This is a genomic window from Exiguobacterium sp. UBA5002 (genome assembly GCF_002396765.1).
Classification (GTDB): domain Bacteria; phylum Bacillota; class Bacilli; order Exiguobacteriales; family Exiguobacteriaceae; genus Exiguobacterium_A.
Genome location: NZ_DGYQ01000016.1, coordinates 1 through 17202, shown reverse-complemented (window position 1 = coordinate 17202; position 17202 = coordinate 1). Strand labels below are relative to the sequence as shown.

Annotated in this window: 15 protein-coding genes and 1 other annotated feature; of the genes, 4 read left to right on the top strand and 11 right to left on the bottom strand. The window is 48.5% G+C overall.

Annotation, left to right across the window (positions count from 1 at the left end; translation table 11 throughout):
- The 3 genes from B4C70_RS03170 to B4C70_RS03160 form a co-directional block, all read left to right on the top strand.
- Positions 1-384, top strand: a 384-nt coding sequence (locus tag B4C70_RS03170) for a pyridoxamine 5'-phosphate oxidase family protein (protein WP_290776924.1), incomplete at its 5' end; no start/stop codon positions are given.
- Positions 385-501: 117 nt separating this feature from the next.
- Positions 502-1470 carry a cation diffusion facilitator family transporter gene (locus B4C70_RS03165; RefSeq protein WP_290776923.1) on the top strand — a complete coding sequence of 323 codons (969 nt, stop codon included), beginning with the start codon at positions 502-504 and terminating at the stop codon, positions 1468-1470.
- On the top strand, positions 1467-1763 hold the full coding sequence (locus B4C70_RS03160) for an MGMT family protein (RefSeq protein WP_214855320.1): 297 nt from the start codon (positions 1467-1469) through the stop codon (positions 1761-1763). Before B4C70_RS03165 ends, B4C70_RS03160 begins: the two co-directional genes overlap by 4 nt.
- A 63-nt stretch (positions 1764-1826) precedes the next feature.
- Here B4C70_RS03160 and B4C70_RS03155 read toward each other — a convergent pair whose 3' ends face one another.
- The 9 genes from B4C70_RS03155 to B4C70_RS03115 form a co-directional block, all read right to left on the bottom strand.
- Positions 1827-2348, bottom strand: a complete 522-nt coding sequence (locus tag B4C70_RS03155; RefSeq protein ID WP_290776922.1) for a hypothetical protein — start codon at positions 2346-2348, stop codon at positions 1827-1829.
- A gap of 61 nt (positions 2349-2409) precedes the next feature.
- Positions 2410-4059: an aromatic amino acid hydroxylase gene (locus B4C70_RS03150; protein WP_290776921.1), complete on the bottom strand. Its 1650-nt coding sequence runs from the start codon at positions 4057-4059 to the stop codon at positions 2410-2412.
- Positions 4060-4119: 60 nt separating this feature from the next.
- Positions 4120-4324 (bottom strand) — a binding site (T-box leader).
- Between the two features lie 86 nt (positions 4325-4410).
- Positions 4411-5556 carry an FUSC family protein gene (locus tag B4C70_RS03145; protein WP_035408788.1) on the bottom strand — a complete coding sequence of 382 codons (1146 nt, stop codon included), beginning with the start codon at positions 5554-5556 and terminating at the stop codon, positions 4411-4413.
- A 105-nt stretch (positions 5557-5661) separates the two neighbouring features.
- Complete coding sequence (locus B4C70_RS03140) at positions 5662-7596, bottom strand: PTS fructose transporter subunit IIABC (protein WP_035408791.1); 1935 nt, start codon at positions 7594-7596, stop codon at positions 5662-5664.
- Positions 7597-7613: 17 nt separating this feature from the next.
- Positions 7614-8534 (bottom strand): 1-phosphofructokinase, encoded by a 921-nt coding sequence (gene pfkB, locus B4C70_RS03135; protein WP_195865443.1) that lies wholly within the window; start codon positions 8532-8534, stop codon positions 7614-7616.
- Positions 8531-9277 carry a DeoR/GlpR family DNA-binding transcription regulator gene (locus B4C70_RS03130; protein WP_035408796.1) on the bottom strand — a complete coding sequence of 249 codons (747 nt, stop codon included), beginning with the start codon at positions 9275-9277 and terminating at the stop codon, positions 8531-8533. Before B4C70_RS03130 ends, pfkB begins: the two co-directional genes overlap by 4 nt.
- A 287-nt stretch (positions 9278-9564) precedes the next feature.
- Positions 9565-10389 carry a fumarylacetoacetate hydrolase family protein gene (locus B4C70_RS03125; protein ID WP_290776920.1) on the bottom strand — a complete coding sequence of 275 codons (825 nt, stop codon included), beginning with the start codon at positions 10387-10389 and terminating at the stop codon, positions 9565-9567.
- 132 nt (positions 10390-10521) lie between these two features.
- Positions 10522-11964: a SulP family inorganic anion transporter gene (locus B4C70_RS03120; RefSeq protein ID WP_290776919.1), complete on the bottom strand. Its 1443-nt coding sequence runs from the start codon at positions 11962-11964 to the stop codon at positions 10522-10524.
- A gap of 71 nt (positions 11965-12035) precedes the next feature.
- Positions 12036-12944, bottom strand: coding sequence for a TetR/AcrR family transcriptional regulator (locus B4C70_RS03115; RefSeq protein ID WP_023467724.1), 909 nt, complete (start codon positions 12942-12944; stop codon positions 12036-12038).
- 162 nt (positions 12945-13106) lie between these two features.
- Here B4C70_RS03115 and B4C70_RS03110 point away from each other — a divergent pair, with 162 nt between their 5' ends.
- Positions 13107-14579 carry a DHA2 family efflux MFS transporter permease subunit gene (locus B4C70_RS03110; protein WP_290776918.1) on the top strand — a complete coding sequence of 491 codons (1473 nt, stop codon included), beginning with the start codon at positions 13107-13109 and terminating at the stop codon, positions 14577-14579.
- 40 nt (positions 14580-14619) lie between these two features.
- On the opposite strand, the gene B4C70_RS03105 is transcribed toward B4C70_RS03110, so the two are convergent.
- A complete protein-coding gene (locus B4C70_RS03105) occupies positions 14620-15084 on the bottom strand; it encodes a 4Fe-4S single cluster domain-containing protein (RefSeq protein ID WP_290776917.1) in 465 nt (154 codons plus the stop codon).
- On the bottom strand, positions 15056-16885 hold the full coding sequence (locus tag B4C70_RS03100; RefSeq protein ID WP_290776916.1) for an anaerobic ribonucleoside triphosphate reductase: 1830 nt from the start codon (positions 16883-16885) through the stop codon (positions 15056-15058). The genes B4C70_RS03105 and B4C70_RS03100 overlap by 29 nt, the downstream gene beginning before the upstream one ends.
- Between the last annotated feature and the right edge of the window lie 317 nt (positions 16886-17202).

Here is a 17202-nt window from a genome sequence, read left to right as displayed (position 1 = left end):
GTATCGCGTCCGATGCAGACACAGGATATCGAATTTGATGGCGACCTCTGGTTCCTCACTTCAAAAGAAACGGACAAGTATCAAGAATTACTTAAGAATCCGAGTGTTAACGTCGCGTACGTCGACAAATCATACGTCTCGATTCGTGGGACAGCAGAACTCGTCGAAGACATCGAACGAAAAAAAGAGCTCTGGAGTCCACGTTACGAAGCATATCTTGGAACGACATACGAAGATCCGAAAGTCGTCTTGATCAAGGTCAACACGGAAGCTGCTGAGTACTGGGAAACAGGAAACACGACAAAGTCCGTCAAACAAGTTTTGAAGAAAGTCGTCGGCAAAGACGATGAGAACGAAATCAATAAAACAATCGACTTGTCTTGACGAGTTAAACCCGCGCAGCTTGCGTGGGTTTTTTCATGTGAAGATAGTCGTTTTTCTCAAAATGATGTAACATAATAAAATGAACTAATACGTAACTTAACTAAAAGGAGTACAATCATGGGAGAATTTTTTACGTTATTACGCCGGGGAAACCGGTCGGCGCTGACGGCAGGCATCGTTAACTCCGTCATCGCCATCATCAAGGCAATTGCCTACGTCCTGACGGGAAATGTCGCGATGTTCGCCGAAATGATGCATACGCTCGGGGACGCTGCCAACCAATTTTTCGTCTTCATCGGTTCTGCCCTCAGTAAAAAGGCACCGACGAAACGGTTCCCGAACGGCTTTGGTCGTCTCGTCAATCTCGTCTTGTTAGGCGCCATCCTCTTTGTCGGCATCATGGCCTACGAAACGATTCATGAAGGGATTGCCCACATCATCGAACCGACAGAATCGACAGGCTTCTGGATCATGTTATCCGTTTTATTCGCAGGGGTCGTCTTAGAAAGTGGTGTGTTCTTTAAAGCAATGCAGGAAATCGCGCATGATGCGAAATTGGACTCAAAAGGACCACGCTTGATTCTTGACAGCTTCCGCTCACTCAAACAAGCGAAACCCGCGACACGCCTTGTGTTTCTTGAAGACTTAGTCGCAACGGCTGGCGGAATCGTCGCGATGATCGCCGTCATCATCTCACATGTGACACCGTTTCATCAGGCAGAAGGAATTGCTTCTATCCTGATCGGGCTGATGATGTTTTACGTCGTCGGAAACGTCTTCCTGCAAAACGCAGCTGGTGCACTTGGTGAAGCCGATGAGACGATGGCAGCACGTCTCGGCGGACTGATCATGAAAGACCCAGACGTCAAAGACATTAGTAAACTGGAAGTTATTAAAGAAGGCGATCATTTCCACGTCGAAGTTGAAATCGAAGTTGATCCAACGTTGACGATCGCTCAAGCAGACGACATCAAGGACCGCCTTGAACTTCAGATTCGACTACAACAAGGCATCATTGATGTGACGATCGGCTTTGACGAAGACGATAAGATTCAACAGTATGTCATCGCTTCTGACGAGTCATGACTCCGTTTACGCAAGATGTTCTGACGATCATTCGCTCGATTCCTGCTGGTCAGGTCATGACGTACGGGCAAGTCGCCCGACTCGCTGGTCATCCGCGTAGCGCACGACAAGTGGCGCGGATTCTTCACAGCATGAGTAAGACGGAACGTCTACCGTGGCACCGCGTGCTTGCTGCTGGTGGAAAACTATCACTTGAAGGCGATGAACAGCGACTTGCGCTTGAAGCAGAAGGTGTCGAGTTCCTCACCGCCCGTCAACTTGATTTATCGCGTTATCAAGTAAGAAGCGAATAGATACAACAAGAGAGGGATGACCGGTTCGCAGACCAGTCATCCCTCTCTTTTTATCGTAATGAATCAAGCTTTTGACGTACTCGAAGCCGCAGCAATTTGTCGACGTACTTCTGCTTCAAGCTGTGGTTCCGGTGGTTGCCAGCCTTCTGGTTTCATGACCTTTCGGTCAGATTCTCGGAAGATTGGTTTTCCGTCCGGTCCAAGCTTCGCCATGTTGGCACGTTGAACGATCTCGAACAATGGAGCCGGATCAAGCCCGATCTCAACAAAGCTTCCCATGATGAAGTAGAGCGCGTCCGTCAAGGCATCCCCTTGTCCGACGAGCCGTTCGACATCTGTTTCAGGTTGTTTCATCTGGAGCGATTTTTCGACCGCTGTATCAAGCCCTGACTTGAAACGTTCGATTGCCTCGAGGAACTCTGCTTCACTCGTCGCCGTTTGATGCAAGAACTCAACGACCGCTTCTTCCGCCGTCCAGGTCGAGCGTTTAATCCCACGATCGACCGTCATAGGTGTTGGCGTCGTTGCGCCAGGGTGTGAAAACACACGGTGGAATTCCTTTACGTCTTGATAATAATTTGTCATAACCGATCATCCCCTTTTACCGAATGTCTCCATTCTAACAGGTTCAGAACCGGAGTTCGACTCATTGATGAACGACGTCGAGTAAGGCCATCCCACGCGTGATCAATTCATTTCGCTGCTCAGACGTCGCTTTTAAGCGCTCGAGATCTGCAATCAGACGTGGTTGATCGACTTCATCCGCTAACTCGAGTAATTCAAGACGGAGTAACCAAGCGTCCGGTAACTGGACGAGTGTCTGGTCGATCAGTTGCGGCAACCGTTCCCGACCGGCACGTCCTTCACGAATCTCGCGGACGACTTCGAAGATCGGATCAGCCGCTGTCAACGGACGTTCGATTCGTTCGAACTCGACCGTTTCCGGAATCGGCTTCAGTGCTTCAACTTCCGTTCCCGGGAATGCTGACGTGATGTCACCGACGATCAATTCCATCCGGTCCATCGTCATCGTTTTCCCGTCGTTTGCAAGCGTCGCTGCTTCTAAGACGACGAGTGCCCGGTTTCCATTGACGTTTTGAATCGCTGAGATGTCACCTGTGACATGAACATTTCCTTCCGCCCAGTCGAGACGTTCACCGACTTTCACTTGCATCAATACTTCGTTCAATTCCTTGCCGTGAAGGAGTGTAAAGCCTTCCGGATGATCTGCCAGTCCTTGACCTGTCAACACTTCACCGTTCGCAGCAAGTGCTGTCGGACCTGTTAGTTTGACGAGATGCAGCGAATCGTGAATCTCTTGCGTTTCAGGAACACCAACGAGCGAGAGACCACTGTCGAAAACGAGCGTCGATAGGTTACCTGATTCGACCGCTTTCGTCAGTCCGTGGATACCACCGCGGATGTAAGACATCGACTGTGCGAATTCTTCGAGAGCATCGCGGAGCTGTTCGAACGATTCACAAACGAAGAGTTCTTTTTGCATGCTCGTCACGTCATGTTTCGTCGCAAGTGCCTTCTCAAGCGAGAATGGATGTTTAACGACCGCGTCCGTTAAGCAGTGACGACTTTCACCGACTGATGATAGAAGACCTGCCCCATAGATTTGTGGGTTGTCGATATCACCAATCAGACCGAATTCAACCGTCCACCAGAACAGACGTGAGATTTCGTTCGCTTCCGAAATTCCTTTGACGTGTGTCCGTGTCTCCGCAAGCTCAATTTCAGCTTGCTCGATATCGGCTGGCGTCGAGAATGGACTCTCTTTAACGATCGTCAATTTCTTGAGTGCCTTGAACACGTCATGCTCGGCTTTATGGTTAAAGGCATGTGCCCCGATCTCACCGAAGCGACGAACGAATTCCGCGTAGACCGGATTCATCAAGATCGGTGCATGCCCCGCTGCTTCGTGCAGAATATCCGGTGCTGGTGTATAGAGAATGTTATCGACCTTCCGAATATCGGTCGCAATCGGTAATAAACCATGTCCTTGGAAATCGAAGAAGGCGACGCCAGGAATGAGACCATCAACAGCGACTGTTCCCCAGCCTCCACGGCTTAGGTTCGCTGTCATCTCACGTACATCTGGAATCCGTTCCGGGCTGATGCCCGATGCAGCAAGCCCTTCGAGGTATGCTGGATGTGCTGTATCTTGTAACGTATTTAAATTCAGTCGCATGACGTATCTCCAAACGGCATGATCTGTTGGCGTGTAGTCTTCGTAGTGCTGTGGTGCGACATGTGGACGTAAGTGACTTGGAATGATTGGTGTAGACATATGAGTTCCCCCTTGAATGAATGTAAGATAACAAAAAAGCCCCTGCCGAACGTATCGTTCGACAGGGGCGACGAAAGCCGCGGTACCACCCTGATTACCCAGTCATCGACTGAGTCACTCATGATTGGGATAACGGTTTGCTCCGCTCGCTTACGCAAGAAGCTCAGAAACTGTAATTCAACACCATCTGTGTACACGTTCGCAGCGCCACGTGCTCTCTGAAACAGGGAGATGGTCTTTACTTCGGTTTCATCATCGCTTAATCTTTCGTTCTGTTATGTTGTTATGCTGTTATGCTGTTATACTGTTATGCTTTTAGCAAGTAAAGTATCGTTAAGGAGGACTATACGCTTACTTTTTACTTTCGTCAATGGCTTTTTTACGTTTGAATCGATTAAATGTTTTATCACGGACTGATTTTTGTTCGATCGTCAGTGATGTGATATGGCGACGAAGCCCACCATTGAGCCGTTTTTCAAAGGATTCGAGTTCTTGTATCCACTCGTTCATCGAGACGACGATCGGTAAAATTTCCATGATGACTTCTTCCTCGAGTTCATCACGATCGAGAAAAGAGTGCTTGACGAAGGCAATGTTCTCTTTGACGAGATCCTCCATCGCGAGCGGTTCTTCCGTCAACAGGAGATCGTATGTCAGCAAGACTTTCTCTTGTCGCTGGGCGATATGCATCAAGTGATAGAACAGTTCACTTCGAAGATCGTCTGCAATCGAATCAAGTGCCTTCTCTCGTTCTCTAAAGCGCTCTGCCGTCGCGACGCCACGTTCGAGGCACGATTGCATATGTTTGAGGATCAGCAGGTTCCGTAGAAGCGAGGCATGCTTCTGACGCGTTCCTCTAATTTCTTCCTTGTGTAGGTTGAACAGGTTTTGTGTCTCAAGGAGCGAACGCCCCATCTTATCGATTGCTGCCCGATATGGTGTGACTTTGCCTTCAAAGGCAATTGCTCGCGTGACGACGAGTAGTTTCTCAAAGAGTTTCGTCGCTTTCTGGTAATAGACATTGCCGTAACGTGGCGGGAAAATCAACGCATTGATGCCGAGTGCACAACCAATCCCGAGCATGACGAGCAAGTAGCGGATCAAAACGACTTGCCAAAGTGGTTCGGTCGCAGTCGCGACACTTTCGAGAATGACGATGATCATCAAGACGACGTGTGGAATCGTCCGCCCGAAACCAAAAGCTAGCAAGATCGAAATTGCTGCCATGATGACGATCCCGATCGCAAGCGGATTCGCCGGGTTATCGCCTAAAATCCAAAGTGCGAGTAACGTCAAAAAGGCACCAATCAAGTTGGCCTCTGCTTCCTCGAGAAATTGTTTCCATGTCTGATAGACCGAAGGCAGGAGTGTCGTCGCTGCCGAGATCGCAGGCAGGATTGGGCTGAGGTTGAACAGATTACTGATCAACAGCGCCAAGATGACCGCGAGACCTGTCTTTATGGTCCGTGGTCCGATTTGTAAGGATTGTCCACCCATGTCCATCCCTCCTTCTTATTCAGTATGCCCTCTATTCTTCACCGTTAGCCGTCAAAATTCAACAAAAAATCCCCTCCGCTTAAAAACGGAGAGGATTTAGTTGAATTATGATGCTTTCGTACCTGTTCCTTCTGTCATTTCCGCTTTCGCGACCGATTGGTCAACAAGCGGTTTTTTGAGGAAGGATAGGATTGCCGCACCGACGAGTGAACCGATGAGGATCGCACCCGCGTAACCGACGATTGCCATGACCGTACCTGATGGACCATCAAGTAACGGGAAGACGAAGATACCGCCGTGTGGTGCAGGGAGCAAGACGCCGAAGACGATCGTCAACGCACCAGCAATCGCTGAACCGATGACGCTTGACGGAATGACGCGCAGTGGATCGGCTGCAGCGAATGGAATCGCACCTTCTGTGACGAACGATGCGCCCATTGCGTAAGCAGCAATTCCTGCTTCACGTTCTTGCGGCGTGAATTTCTTACGTGCGAACAATGTGGATGAGAAGGCAACGATGAGTGGTGGAACCATACCACCTGCCATGACAGCTGCCATGACTTCCGTGTTACCTGCTGTAAGAGCAGCTGTACCGAAAACGTATGCTGTTTTGTTGATTGGACCACCCATGTCGATTGCCATCATCGCTGCGACGAGCATACCGAGGAGGATTGCGTTTCCACCACTGAGTCCGTTCAATGAATCTGTGAGCCATGTCATGAACTTCGCAATCGGCTCATTGATGACGAGCAACATGATCATTCCTGTGATGAATGAACCAAACAGAGGATAGAGCAAGACTGGTTTGATTCCTTCAAGTGCTGCTGGAAGACCTTTGAATACTTTAACAAGCAAGAGTACGACGTACCCGGCAAGGAAACCGGCAATCAATCCGCCGAGGAAACCAGCGTTACCGTTGCTTGCAAGGAAACCAGCGATTAGACCAGGAGCAAGACCTGGTTTATCAGCGATCGACATCGCGATAAATCCAGCGAGGATCGGAATCAAGAGACCGAACGCGGCTTTCCCGATCGTCATCAATTGCGCAGCGAACTCATTGTACGATGGATCTTTTGGGTTAGCAGAGTTGATACCCCAGAAGAAGCTGATTGCGATCAAGAGACCACCTGCAACGACGAGTGGTAACATCGCGGATACCCCACTCATCAAATGTTTGTAGAATCCGCCACGAGCTGGTTTTGAGCTTTCGCTTGAACCGCTCGCTTTGTAGACAGGTGCATCCTGTTTGACGGCACGGTTGATCAATTCTTGTGGTTTCCGAATTCCTTGTGCAACTGGTACTTCAACGACATGTTTACCGTTAAAACGATCCATCTCAACTGCTTTATCCGCTGCGACGATGATGGCTGTCGCATCGTTGATATCTTGTTGTGTCAAACCGTTCTTGACGCCTGTCGATCCGTTCGTCTCGACTTTGATACGGACACCCATCTCTTCCGCTTTTTGACGAAGGGCATCAGCTGCCATATACGTGTGTGCGATTCCTGTCGGACAAGCTGTGACGGCAAGGATATATGGTGCGTCTTGATCGACGTTGTCGCTTGAGACGTCAACTGGACCTTCTTCTTCGCGTTCCTTCGCTTCGATTGCTGCGATGACTTCGTCTTTCGTTTTAGCCGCAAGGATCGTATCGCGGAAGTTCATATCCATTAAATAAACGGATAGTTTCGAGAGTGTTTCAAGGTGTGCATTATCTGCGTTCTCACCCGCCGCAATCATGAAGAACAACCGACTTGGTTGACCGTCGAGTGCTTCGTAGTCAACGCCTGCCGAACGACCGAAAGCGATTGCTGGTGTTTTGACCGCTGCTGTTTTTGCGTGTGGGATGGCGATTCCTTCCCCTAAACCTGTCGTACTTTGTGCTTCCCGTGCGAGAATTGCTTCTTTATATGCCGAGCGATCGTTTAGTTTTCCTGCCCGATCGAGGACGTTGACGAGTTCATCGATGACAGCGGCTTTAGATGACGCTTGTAAATCGAGTTGAATCGTATCACGTGTCAAGAGATCAGTAATTTTCATGAGTAGTCACACTCCTTTTAGGATTGAATGAGTTCAACGACGTTGACGTCTTTGATGAGACGATCGATATCTTCTTTCGTACAAAGACCGAAGGAATAAGCAGACGCGCTGCCAGTCGTTACCGCATAGCGGAACGCTTCTTCTGGTGATTTGCCGAGCGCGTGGCTGGCGACGAATCCAGCGACGAGTGAATCTCCGGCACCGACGGAATTGACGAGCTTTCCTGCCGGTGTGTTTGCCGTGTAGGCACCTTGACGATTGACGAGCAGTGCTCCGTCTCCTGCAAATGAGATGACGACATTCTCGGCACCACGCTCGACGAGCTGTTGCGCGTATGGAACGGCCATCTCCTTCGACGTAATCTCGACGTCGAAAATTTCACCGAGTTCATGGTGATTCGGCTTGATTAAAAATGGACCGAGCGGTAAGACTTCAAGCATCGCTTCCTTCGTCGTATCGACAGCGAAGCGGACGTTCCGTTCATTCAAGATCGTCGCGATATGACGATAGAGATCATGCGGTAGACTGCTTGGGATACTACCTGCGAAGACGACGATGTCACCGGCTTGCATCGTCTTGAATCGGGATAATAAATGCTCCAGCTCTTCCGGTTGAATCTTCGGTCCCGCTGCATTCAGCTCAGATTCTTGATCGGCACGAATCTTTACGTTGATCCGCGTCTCATCTTGAATCGGTGTGAAGTCCGTTAACACGCCTCGTTTCTCGAGTTCCGTCCGGATGAATTGTCCAGTACTTCCTCCAAGGAATCCGAGTGCTTGTGTTTCTACCTCATAGTTTTTTAGGACGAGAGAGACGTTGATTCCTTTCCCTCCGGCCACTTTTTCCGCCTGTTCGACACGATTGACTTGTCCTGCCTCAAATACCGGTAACGTGACATAATAGTCGATTGATGGGTTGAGTGTCAGTGTATAAATCATTTCGCGTTCACCACCTCTGTGTATTGACTGTATTTCGCTGCTTGCTCACTGGATGTCGTCGTGATGATCGTCGCCGCTTGCAAGGACGCCACCCGACTGAAGCTGATCGCATCCAGCTTCGTCTCATCGACGAGTACATACGATTGTTTTGCTAATTCGATCGCTGTCTTCTTTACGAGTGCCTCTTCCGGATCTGGTGTCGTGAAGCCTTGTGCCGGATGAACACCGTTCATCCCAAGGAATGCGACATCAAAATGGTAAATCAACATTCCTTCACGTGCGTTGTAACCGACGAGTGCCTGCGTTGAATGCTTGAGTTGCCCTCCGACGACGAACGTCGGGATACGGTGATAGAGTAACGTGTTCGCTAGAGGAAGACTGTTCGTTACGACCGTAATCGCCTTCTCTTCGAGATACGGAACGATGGCAAGCGTCGTCGTTCCGGCATCGAGATAGACATACATACCGTCTTCAATCAGGTCAGCAGCCGCTCGCGCGATCCGTTCCTTCTCTTCGACATGTTGGTCACTCTTCTCGAAGTAACTCAGTTCTTCAATTTGCAAATGGTTTGCTGTTGCTCCCCCGTGCACTCGACGCAGGTGACCTGCTGTCTCGAGTTGTGATAAATCCCGACGAATCGTGGATTCACTCGCACCGGTTTGTTCGACGATCTTTTGCATCTTGACGACTTCTTCTCGGGCTAAAAGCTCAAGGATGAGTTGATGGCGTTTTTTGGTTAACATAAGGTTTCCCTCCGCATCTTTAATATAAAGCGTTTACATTTAAAAATCAATCAAAAACGTTCAAAATTTATATAAATTCTTTATAAAACGTTCAAAATACGACTTTTTTCGACATGAAACCGTTCTTATAGTTTCATTATACATCAAAAACGGTCATTTTATGACTGTTTTATTTTTTGAAATCAATCATTTTTTAAATTTTTGACGATTTTCACAAAATAAAAAACCACTTTCCAAAGTAATTTGGAAAGCGGTGAATGCAATTCAATCAATTCGGTCATCTTCGTTCACTGGACTTCATTTTGTAAACGACCGATTCCTTCAATCGATACTTCGACGACATCCCCTGTCTGAAGGTAGACCGGTGGTTTCATACCATGTCCGACACCAGCTGGAGTTCCTGTCGCGATGACATCTCCGGCTTCAAGCGTCATCCCACGTGACACTTCCACTAAAATCGTTACGACGTCACGCAACATTAAGGCGGTTGATCCTGACTGTCGGAGTTGCCCGTTCACACGTGTCTCGACGAGGACGTCACTTGGATCAAAGCTATCCGCTGAGACGATGACCGGTCCAAACGGACAGAACCCATCGAGTGATTTACCACGGAAGAACTGGACGTGTTCTTTTTGTAGATCCCGTGCCGTCACGTCATTGACAATACTGTAGCCAAACACATGATCAAGCGCATTTTCTGGTGTCAGATCACGCCCCGTCTTGCCGATGATGATGGCGAGTTCTCCTTCATAATCCAGTTGCTTCGTCAAATCCGCATGCCGTTCGATTGGTTCGAACGGACCAACGATCGATGTCGGTGCTTTCGTGAACAAGACGAATTTCCCCGCTCCCGCTGTATCCATCTCCTTGATGTGATCGGCGTAGTTCTTGCCGACACAGATGACGTTTCGTGCCGGAACATACGGTGCCAGTTTTCGAACATCTCTTTTAAGTAGTGGCGCGAGATCTAAATCAAGATCAACATCGAACTCACGTGAAATCACTTCAAACAATGAATCCGTATAAACTTGTGCCGTCACATCATATGTAGAGCCATCCCGTTCAACCCCGATCCCTACTTTTCCTTCTTGCTCAAATCGAAACCATTTCATCTTAACTGCCCCCTTTTGTTTTTAGTATAGCGAAACCAATCAATGGACGCACTTCTCATCGTCAATCAGAAGGAAACAAAAAAAACGGTCGACATCGTATCGACCGCTTCCTCATATCCTCTTACTGTTCCCTTATGCGATTCGCTGCGCTAATCGATCAACGAGCGCCTGCGACTCTTCATTCAATCCAACAAGTTCGACTTTTTTGCCAAGTCGTTCGTATTTCAAGACGACGTTCTCGATCGCTTCGATGGCAGAATCATCAAACAAGTGACACGCCGAGAAATCAAGCGTGATGACGGACGCTGGATCAGTTTCGAGCTGGAACTGTTCTGCAAATGCTGTCGTCGATGCAAAGAACAACGGTCCACGAATCGTATAACGGACTCGATCTGTTTGCTCCTTGCGCTCGACTTGAATACGAGAAATTTTTGACGCAAATAATAACGCAGCAAGTAAGATCCCGACAAGAACGCCCATTGATAAATCGTTCGTCAATACGGTGACGAGAACGGTTGCGAGCATGACAGCAGAATCACTCTTCGGTGACGTCTTGAGCATCTTAAATGAGCCCCAATCAAACGTCGCATACGAGACGAAGAACATGACACCGACGAGCGCTCCCATTGGAATCGTCATCAATAGATCGTTCATCGTGAACATCAACAGCATTAAAAACACACCTGCTGTCAACGTCGACAAGCGACCACGCCCACCAGACGTGACATTGATGACCGACTGACCAATCATTGCACAGCCCGGCATGCCACCGAACATACCTGCGATGATGTTCGCAATTCCTTGTCCGCGTGATTCCATCGCTTTGTTCGATGTCGTATCCGTCATCTCATCGACAATTCGTGCTGTCAGCAACGATTCGATCAACCCGACGAATGCAAGTGACAATGCATACGGGAAGATGATTTGGAGCGTCTCAAGCGAGAACGGAACATCCGGCAAGAAGAAGCTTGGTAACGCCGCTTCGATTTGCCCCATGTCCCCGATGACTCGTGTATCGAGTGAGAAGACGACCGTCAACACTGTCATGATCGTGATCGCAACGAGTGGTGCCGGGATCGCTTTCGTCACGCGTGGGAACAACAAGATAATGGCGAGTGATGCGGCGACCATCGCGTACATGATCCAGTTCTGTCCTTCGAATTGCGGCAGTTGTGCCGAGAAAATCAAAATCGCTAAAGCATTGACGAATCCGACCATGACGGATCGAGGAATGAATCGTAATAACTTAGCAATTCCTAAAAATCCGAACGTGATTTGTAGAATTCCGGCAAGGATACCGGCAGCTAGTAAATAATCGACACCATGATCCTTGACGAGCTGGACGACGACGAGTGCCATCGCACCGGTCGCAGCTGAAATCATTCCGGGACGACCGCCGGCAATCGAGATGACGATCGCAATGATGACGGAAGCGTATAAACCGACCATCGGGTTAACGCCAGCGATCAGCGAAAACGCGATTGCTTCCGGAACGAGTGCCAAGGCAACGACGATTCCGGACAGCAAATCCGCTTTTGGTTGCAGGAACCACTCTTTTTTCCATTGAGTAAACATATGATGATGAGACCCCTTTTCTAACATGAATGGTCTCAGTGTAATCCGATTAGTTTCAAAAAGCAACCTTTTTAGGAATTTTTGGTCCGCACACGGGCAATCTCATCGACCATCGCCTTATAGGTTGCCATGATTTCTTGACCCGCAAAGACCGGATCTTCGTCCATCGTCTCGAGTGCCCGGCGTAGAAGATGAATTTTGGGTTTCTTCCGTTCGAGTAGTTCTTCATAGATGAAATCAAGAACCTCTTCATGGGCTTCCTTCGATTCGTCGGAAATCGATGACAGGGTAATCAAGCGTTTCATATGCGCACTCGTCTTCTCGAACAAATCCTTCCGAATGACGACTTCATCTTGTGGACGGTCGAGCCATACGGATAGGAAGCGCGGCGGAATCAACTGTTCTTCCGTCCGACTGACGTCTTCGACGAGATGCGTCAATCGATTGAATACGTAACGGACGACACGTTCCGGTTGTGTGTTCGGTTCGGATTGTCGGAAGAAGTACATCGCATATTGCAACATTCCTGTATAAATGACCGCTAAATCTAGAAGATACGGTTCTTTCGTCTGACCGAATAAATCACGTAATCGTTCAAACGTCCATTCGATTTCGAGAAGACGGTTATTCTCCATGAACGTCTTCAGTTCTTTTTCATTTGAAGCAATCGCCTCTTCGAACAACGTATACAATTTATATTTTTGCATCAGTTCCAAGTAACAGTTACCTTGTTGAATGAACGTCTCATAATCCGAGACATCTCGTCCGACAAGAATTTCCTTACGCGCGGTCCGCATTTTTTCAAAGACGGTATTAAAGACATCAATGAATAATTCGTTTTTAGAGGAGAAGTAATTATAGAACGTCCCTTTAGACACGTTACTGTGTTCGAGAATATCCTGAATGGAGGTTGATTGATAACCCTTTTCGACGAATAGCTGATAGGCAGCATCTAATAATTGTTTCTTTTTTGGATTCATGGCCTTGTCCTTTTCTGTTCATAATTAGTTCGACAACCACTTATTTTAGTGTATGAAGCAAATAATTTGAATTCATTCGACTTAGCCTGGTAAGATAGCCAAGTTAGTCATAGAATTCAAGTCTAACATTTTAGACTCGTAGTACAAAAGGAGCATAACGAAATGCAATCAAGCAAGCAATCATCACGACTTTATTTAATTTTAGCTGTCCTTATGGCAGGTGCGTTCGTTGCAGTCCTGAACTCGACGTTACTCAATATCGCCTTACCGTCGATCATGAAATCTTTCGGTATTCAGGCAAGCACCGCCCAGTGGTTGACGACGGGATATATGCTCGTTAACGGGATCATGATTCCGACTTCGGCATTCCTCGTCCAAAAGTTCTCAACACGCCAACTGTTCTTGACCGCGATGACACTGTTCTCACTCGGAACGATTATCGCCGGACAAGCACACATCTTCCCGCTCCTACTCGGCGCGCGCATGATGCAGGCGTCGGGTTCCGCGATCATGATGCCACTGTTAATGAACGTTCTCTTGACCGGTTTTCCAATCGAGAAGCGCGGGCAAGCGATGGGAATCTTCGGACTCGTCATCACCTTCGCTCCAGCAATCGGACCGACATTGTCCGGGTGGATTCTTGAACATTATGAGTGGAGAATGTTGTTCCATCTCGTCACACCGATCGCATTGCTCGTACTCTTCACAGGTGCCTTCTTATTGAAGAAAGAGACAGTTCAAAGTTCACTCAAACTCGATTTGTTCTCTCTCGTCCTTTCAAGCTTCGGCTTCGGTGGTTTACTGTATGGTTTCAGTTCCGCTGGTTCTGCTGGATGGGGCTCTTGGACGGTCATCGCATCATTGATCATCGGTGTAATCAGTTTGACTTCCTTCATTATACGTCAATTCATGCTCGAAGAACCGATGCTTGAATTCGGTATTTTCCGGTATCCGATGTTCCCTTTATCACAAGGGATTTCAATGGTCTTGAACATGTCGATGTTCTCCGCGATGATCTTGATGCCGATCTACATCCAGACGATTCGTGGCATCTCACCATTTCACTCTGGTCTCTTGATGTTACCGGGTGCGATCGTCATGGCGATCATGTCACCAATAACAGGTCGTCTCTTCGACCGATTTGGTGCTCGCATCCTTGCCATCATCGGCTTATCACTGACGGTCTTGACGACGTTCTCGTTCAGTCAGCTAACTGCGGATACGTCATACGCGTTCCTCGTCATTATGTATACGCTACGTTTCCTTGGAATCTCGATGGTCATGATGCCGGTCATGACGAACGGATTGAACCATATTCCGCAACACTTGACGCCCCACGGTACGGCATTGAACAATACGTTGTCACAAGTATCGGGTGCGATTGGTTCAGGTCTGCTCGTCACGATCATGACATCGCGGACGAAACACCACGTTCCGGAATTCGCTTCACAACCTGAAGCTGCAAATCCGGAATGGTTGCAGATGCAGGCGATGATCGAAGGAATCAATGATACGTTTTTCATCGCGACGTTACTCGCACTTGCTGCTTTGATCTTATCGTTTTTCATCAAAAAACGACGGACAACGACGCTCGCAGTCGTCGAATCCGTCGATCAAGAACAAAAATATGCATGATTTGATTCTCCCCTGTCTAAAAAGATGGGGGAGTTTTTGTCTAATCCAAACGTTTGTTTAGCTGTTGTCGATTATAGATTCTTTGATTCGTACTCCCCCGAAAGCTTGTCGTTCGGTCAAGTTTCGATAGGATGAACGGACCATCAATCAATCCATCTAGTCGGCGTAACAAGGGGTACCATTCTCGGTGCTTAATGATCTCTTCCAACACATAGCCCGTATACAAGATCACTTCATAGTCTGGTCCGAGTCGTTCTAGTAGCCGATAGAGCGCTATTGCTTGTAACAATGGTTCCCCACCGGATAGCGTCAGGCGCCGGTGACCGGTTGCTTGAATCCGCGCGACCGTCTCGTCAATTGTCCAAGCTACGCCACCTGCAGGATCCCAGGAGGACGGATTATGACAGCCGATACAGTGGTGTGGACAACCAGCAAGAAACAGGACCGTTCGCAGACCGGGACCGTCGACGACGGAGTCAGGAAGAAGGGAGAGAACGCGTAGCATCGTGCTTCACCCGATTCTGCTCTTCAGCCCGTTTCGCTTCATTCCAGCGGTCCAGCGTACCGACGAGATATCCGGTGATCCGTCGAATGCGTTCGATCGATCCACTCCCGCAAACCGGACATTGATCCTCGATCGTCTGCTCTGTTCGGCAATCAAGACAACGATCGACGGGATGATTGATTGATCCATAACCGATTCCAGCTTCCGCCATTAAACGAACGATGTCTTCGATTGCTTCCGGATTTCCAGCAAGCGCACCATCCGTCTCGACATAGGTGATATGACCGCCATTACATAATGCATGGAACGGGGCTTCGAGTTGAATCTTCTCACGGATCGTCACCGGCGCATCGACAGGAATGTGAAAGGAATTTGTATAATACGGTCGATCTGTCACTCCTTCGATCTCACCAAAGTCACTGACATCGCGACGTGTGAACTTACCGGATAATCCTTCGGCCGGAGTTGCGAGTAAACTAAAGTTCAACCCTGTCTGTTCGCCAAAATCGTCGACTACCGTCCGCATCGCTTGAATCAATGCAAGACCAATCCGGTGTGCCAGTTCGGAATACCCATGATGACTCCCCGTCAGGACGGTCAAACATTCCGCGAGACCGATGAAGCCGACCGCCAACGTCCCGTGCTTGAGGACCGGACCTACCTGATCCTTATTTCTTAGCGTCTCACCGTCTTTCCAGACGTGTTGATATAAAAATGGAAACTCATCAGCCGTTCGACTTGCCTGGAACTCATACCGTGCGATGAGTTGCCGGCATGCAAGTCTTGTCGTATCTTGGACGACTTCGAACATTTGATCGACGGTTTGACTCTGGAGTGCCAAACGGACGAGATTGATGCTCGTGAAGGATAAATTACCACGACCTGTGACGGACGGTATGTCTCCACGATCCTCGAATACACGGGTTCGGCATCCCATATACGCGACTTCTGCTTTTCCTGGTTGCTCCTGGCGATTAAATGGCGCATCGAGAAACGCAAAATTCGGAAACAGTCGTTTTCCTGTCACGCGGGTAGCAAGCTGAAACAAATCGTAATTCGGGTCTGTCGGTGACAGGTTGACGCCTTGTTTGACTTTAAAGATCTGAATCGGAAAAATCGGTGTCTCACCTTTGCCCAGTCCACGCTCCGTCGCTGTTAGCAAGGCTCGCTGGAATAGCCGCCCTGCTTGCGTCGTATTCGTTCCGTAATTGACGGATAAAAACGGAACCTGTCCACCACCGCGCGAATGCATCGAATTCGTATTATGAATGAATGCTTCACATGCTTGAAACGTTTTTTCATACGTCTCCTGCCATGCATGTCGCTCCCGCTTACGCCGCTTCCAATGCGGAACGAGGTCATTTAGTTTCGTCCATTCCCGTTGATAGGTCTTTTCAACGAACGGCGCTAAATCATCATCAAAGGTTGCGAAGGCTTGTCCGCCATGCTGCATGTTTTGATTCGCCTGGACGATGATTGCCGCAAGGGCGAGGGCAGAACGAATGTCTTGCGCCGGACGGATCGAACCGTGCGTTGTCTGAAATCCGTTTGAGAGTAACTGACCGAGCGGAATTTGGGCACAAGTCGTCGTCCCAGTCACATAATAATCGGCGTCATGAATATACAAAATGTTGTCGTCAAGCGCCTGCAAGACATCCGCTTCGAGATGTCGTCGCATCATCTGCCGTGCTGCTTCCCCAGCAATCCGTTGTAACTTCGCAAGTGGTGTTTTGCCATCAATGTTTGCATTCTCTTGTTCGATCTCTTGCGGTGGTGTGAGTAACGCTTCTAAGCTCTCCATGATTCTTCTTCCTCCCATGTTTTTTTGTAATCACTATAGCGAGAGTTCAGAAACGTTCGCAATCCCTGCACAATTTACGATTTTTTCAACTGTTTCAGCCGTTTTGTCATCAATCTGTTCGGTTTATTGCGTAAAAGCCCGATTCTTCTACATTTTAGCCGATCTCCTGAATTGGACGAATCTCACACGAAAAACGACAAAAAAATGAACTGCTCCCCGTCAAGTAGACAGGATAAATAATAAAAATCACTTAAACGGCTTGCGCTCTGTATTCTAACGGAGCCAAGCCGTTTAGTCGTTGTTGGTACCGTTCTTCA

Excerpts from the sequence above, each read along its gene's own strand:
- B4C70_RS03165 (WP_290776923.1), top strand. The coding sequence starts at position 502 with ATGGGAGAATTTTTTACGTTATTACGCCGGGGAAACCGGTCGGCGCTG.
- B4C70_RS03160 (WP_214855320.1), top strand. The coding sequence starts at position 1,467 with ATGACTCCGTTTACGCAAGATGTTCTGACGATCATTCGCTCGATTCCT.
- B4C70_RS03155 (WP_290776922.1), bottom strand. The coding sequence starts at position 2,348 with ATGACAAATTATTATCAAGACGTAAAGGAATTCCACCGTGTGTTTTCA.
- B4C70_RS03150 (WP_290776921.1), bottom strand. The coding sequence starts at position 4,059 with ATGTCTACACCAATCATTCCAAGTCACTTACGTCCACATGTCGCACCA.
- B4C70_RS03145 (WP_035408788.1), bottom strand. The coding sequence starts at position 5,556 with ATGGGTGGACAATCCTTACAAATCGGACCACGGACCATAAAGACAGGT.
- B4C70_RS03140 (WP_035408791.1), bottom strand. The coding sequence starts at position 7,596 with ATGAAAATTACTGATCTCTTGACACGTGATACGATTCAACTCGATTTA.
- pfkB (WP_195865443.1), bottom strand. The coding sequence starts at position 8,534 with ATGATTTATACACTGACACTCAACCCATCAATCGACTATTATGTCACG.
- B4C70_RS03130 (WP_035408796.1), bottom strand. The coding sequence starts at position 9,277 with ATGTTAACCAAAAAACGCCATCAACTCATCCTTGAGCTTTTAGCCCGA.
- B4C70_RS03125 (WP_290776920.1), bottom strand. The coding sequence starts at position 10,389 with ATGAAATGGTTTCGATTTGAGCAAGAAGGAAAAGTAGGGATCGGGGTT.
- B4C70_RS03120 (WP_290776919.1), bottom strand. The coding sequence starts at position 11,964 with ATGTTTACTCAATGGAAAAAAGAGTGGTTCCTGCAACCAAAAGCGGAT.
- B4C70_RS03115 (WP_023467724.1), bottom strand. The coding sequence starts at position 12,944 with ATGAATCCAAAAAAGAAACAATTATTAGATGCTGCCTATCAGCTATTC.
- B4C70_RS03110 (WP_290776918.1), top strand. The coding sequence starts at position 13,107 with ATGCAATCAAGCAAGCAATCATCACGACTTTATTTAATTTTAGCTGTC.
- B4C70_RS03105 (WP_290776917.1), bottom strand. The coding sequence starts at position 15,084 with ATGCTACGCGTTCTCTCCCTTCTTCCTGACTCCGTCGTCGACGGTCCC.
- B4C70_RS03100 (WP_290776916.1), bottom strand. The coding sequence starts at position 16,885 with ATGGAGAGCTTAGAAGCGTTACTCACACCACCGCAAGAGATCGAACAA.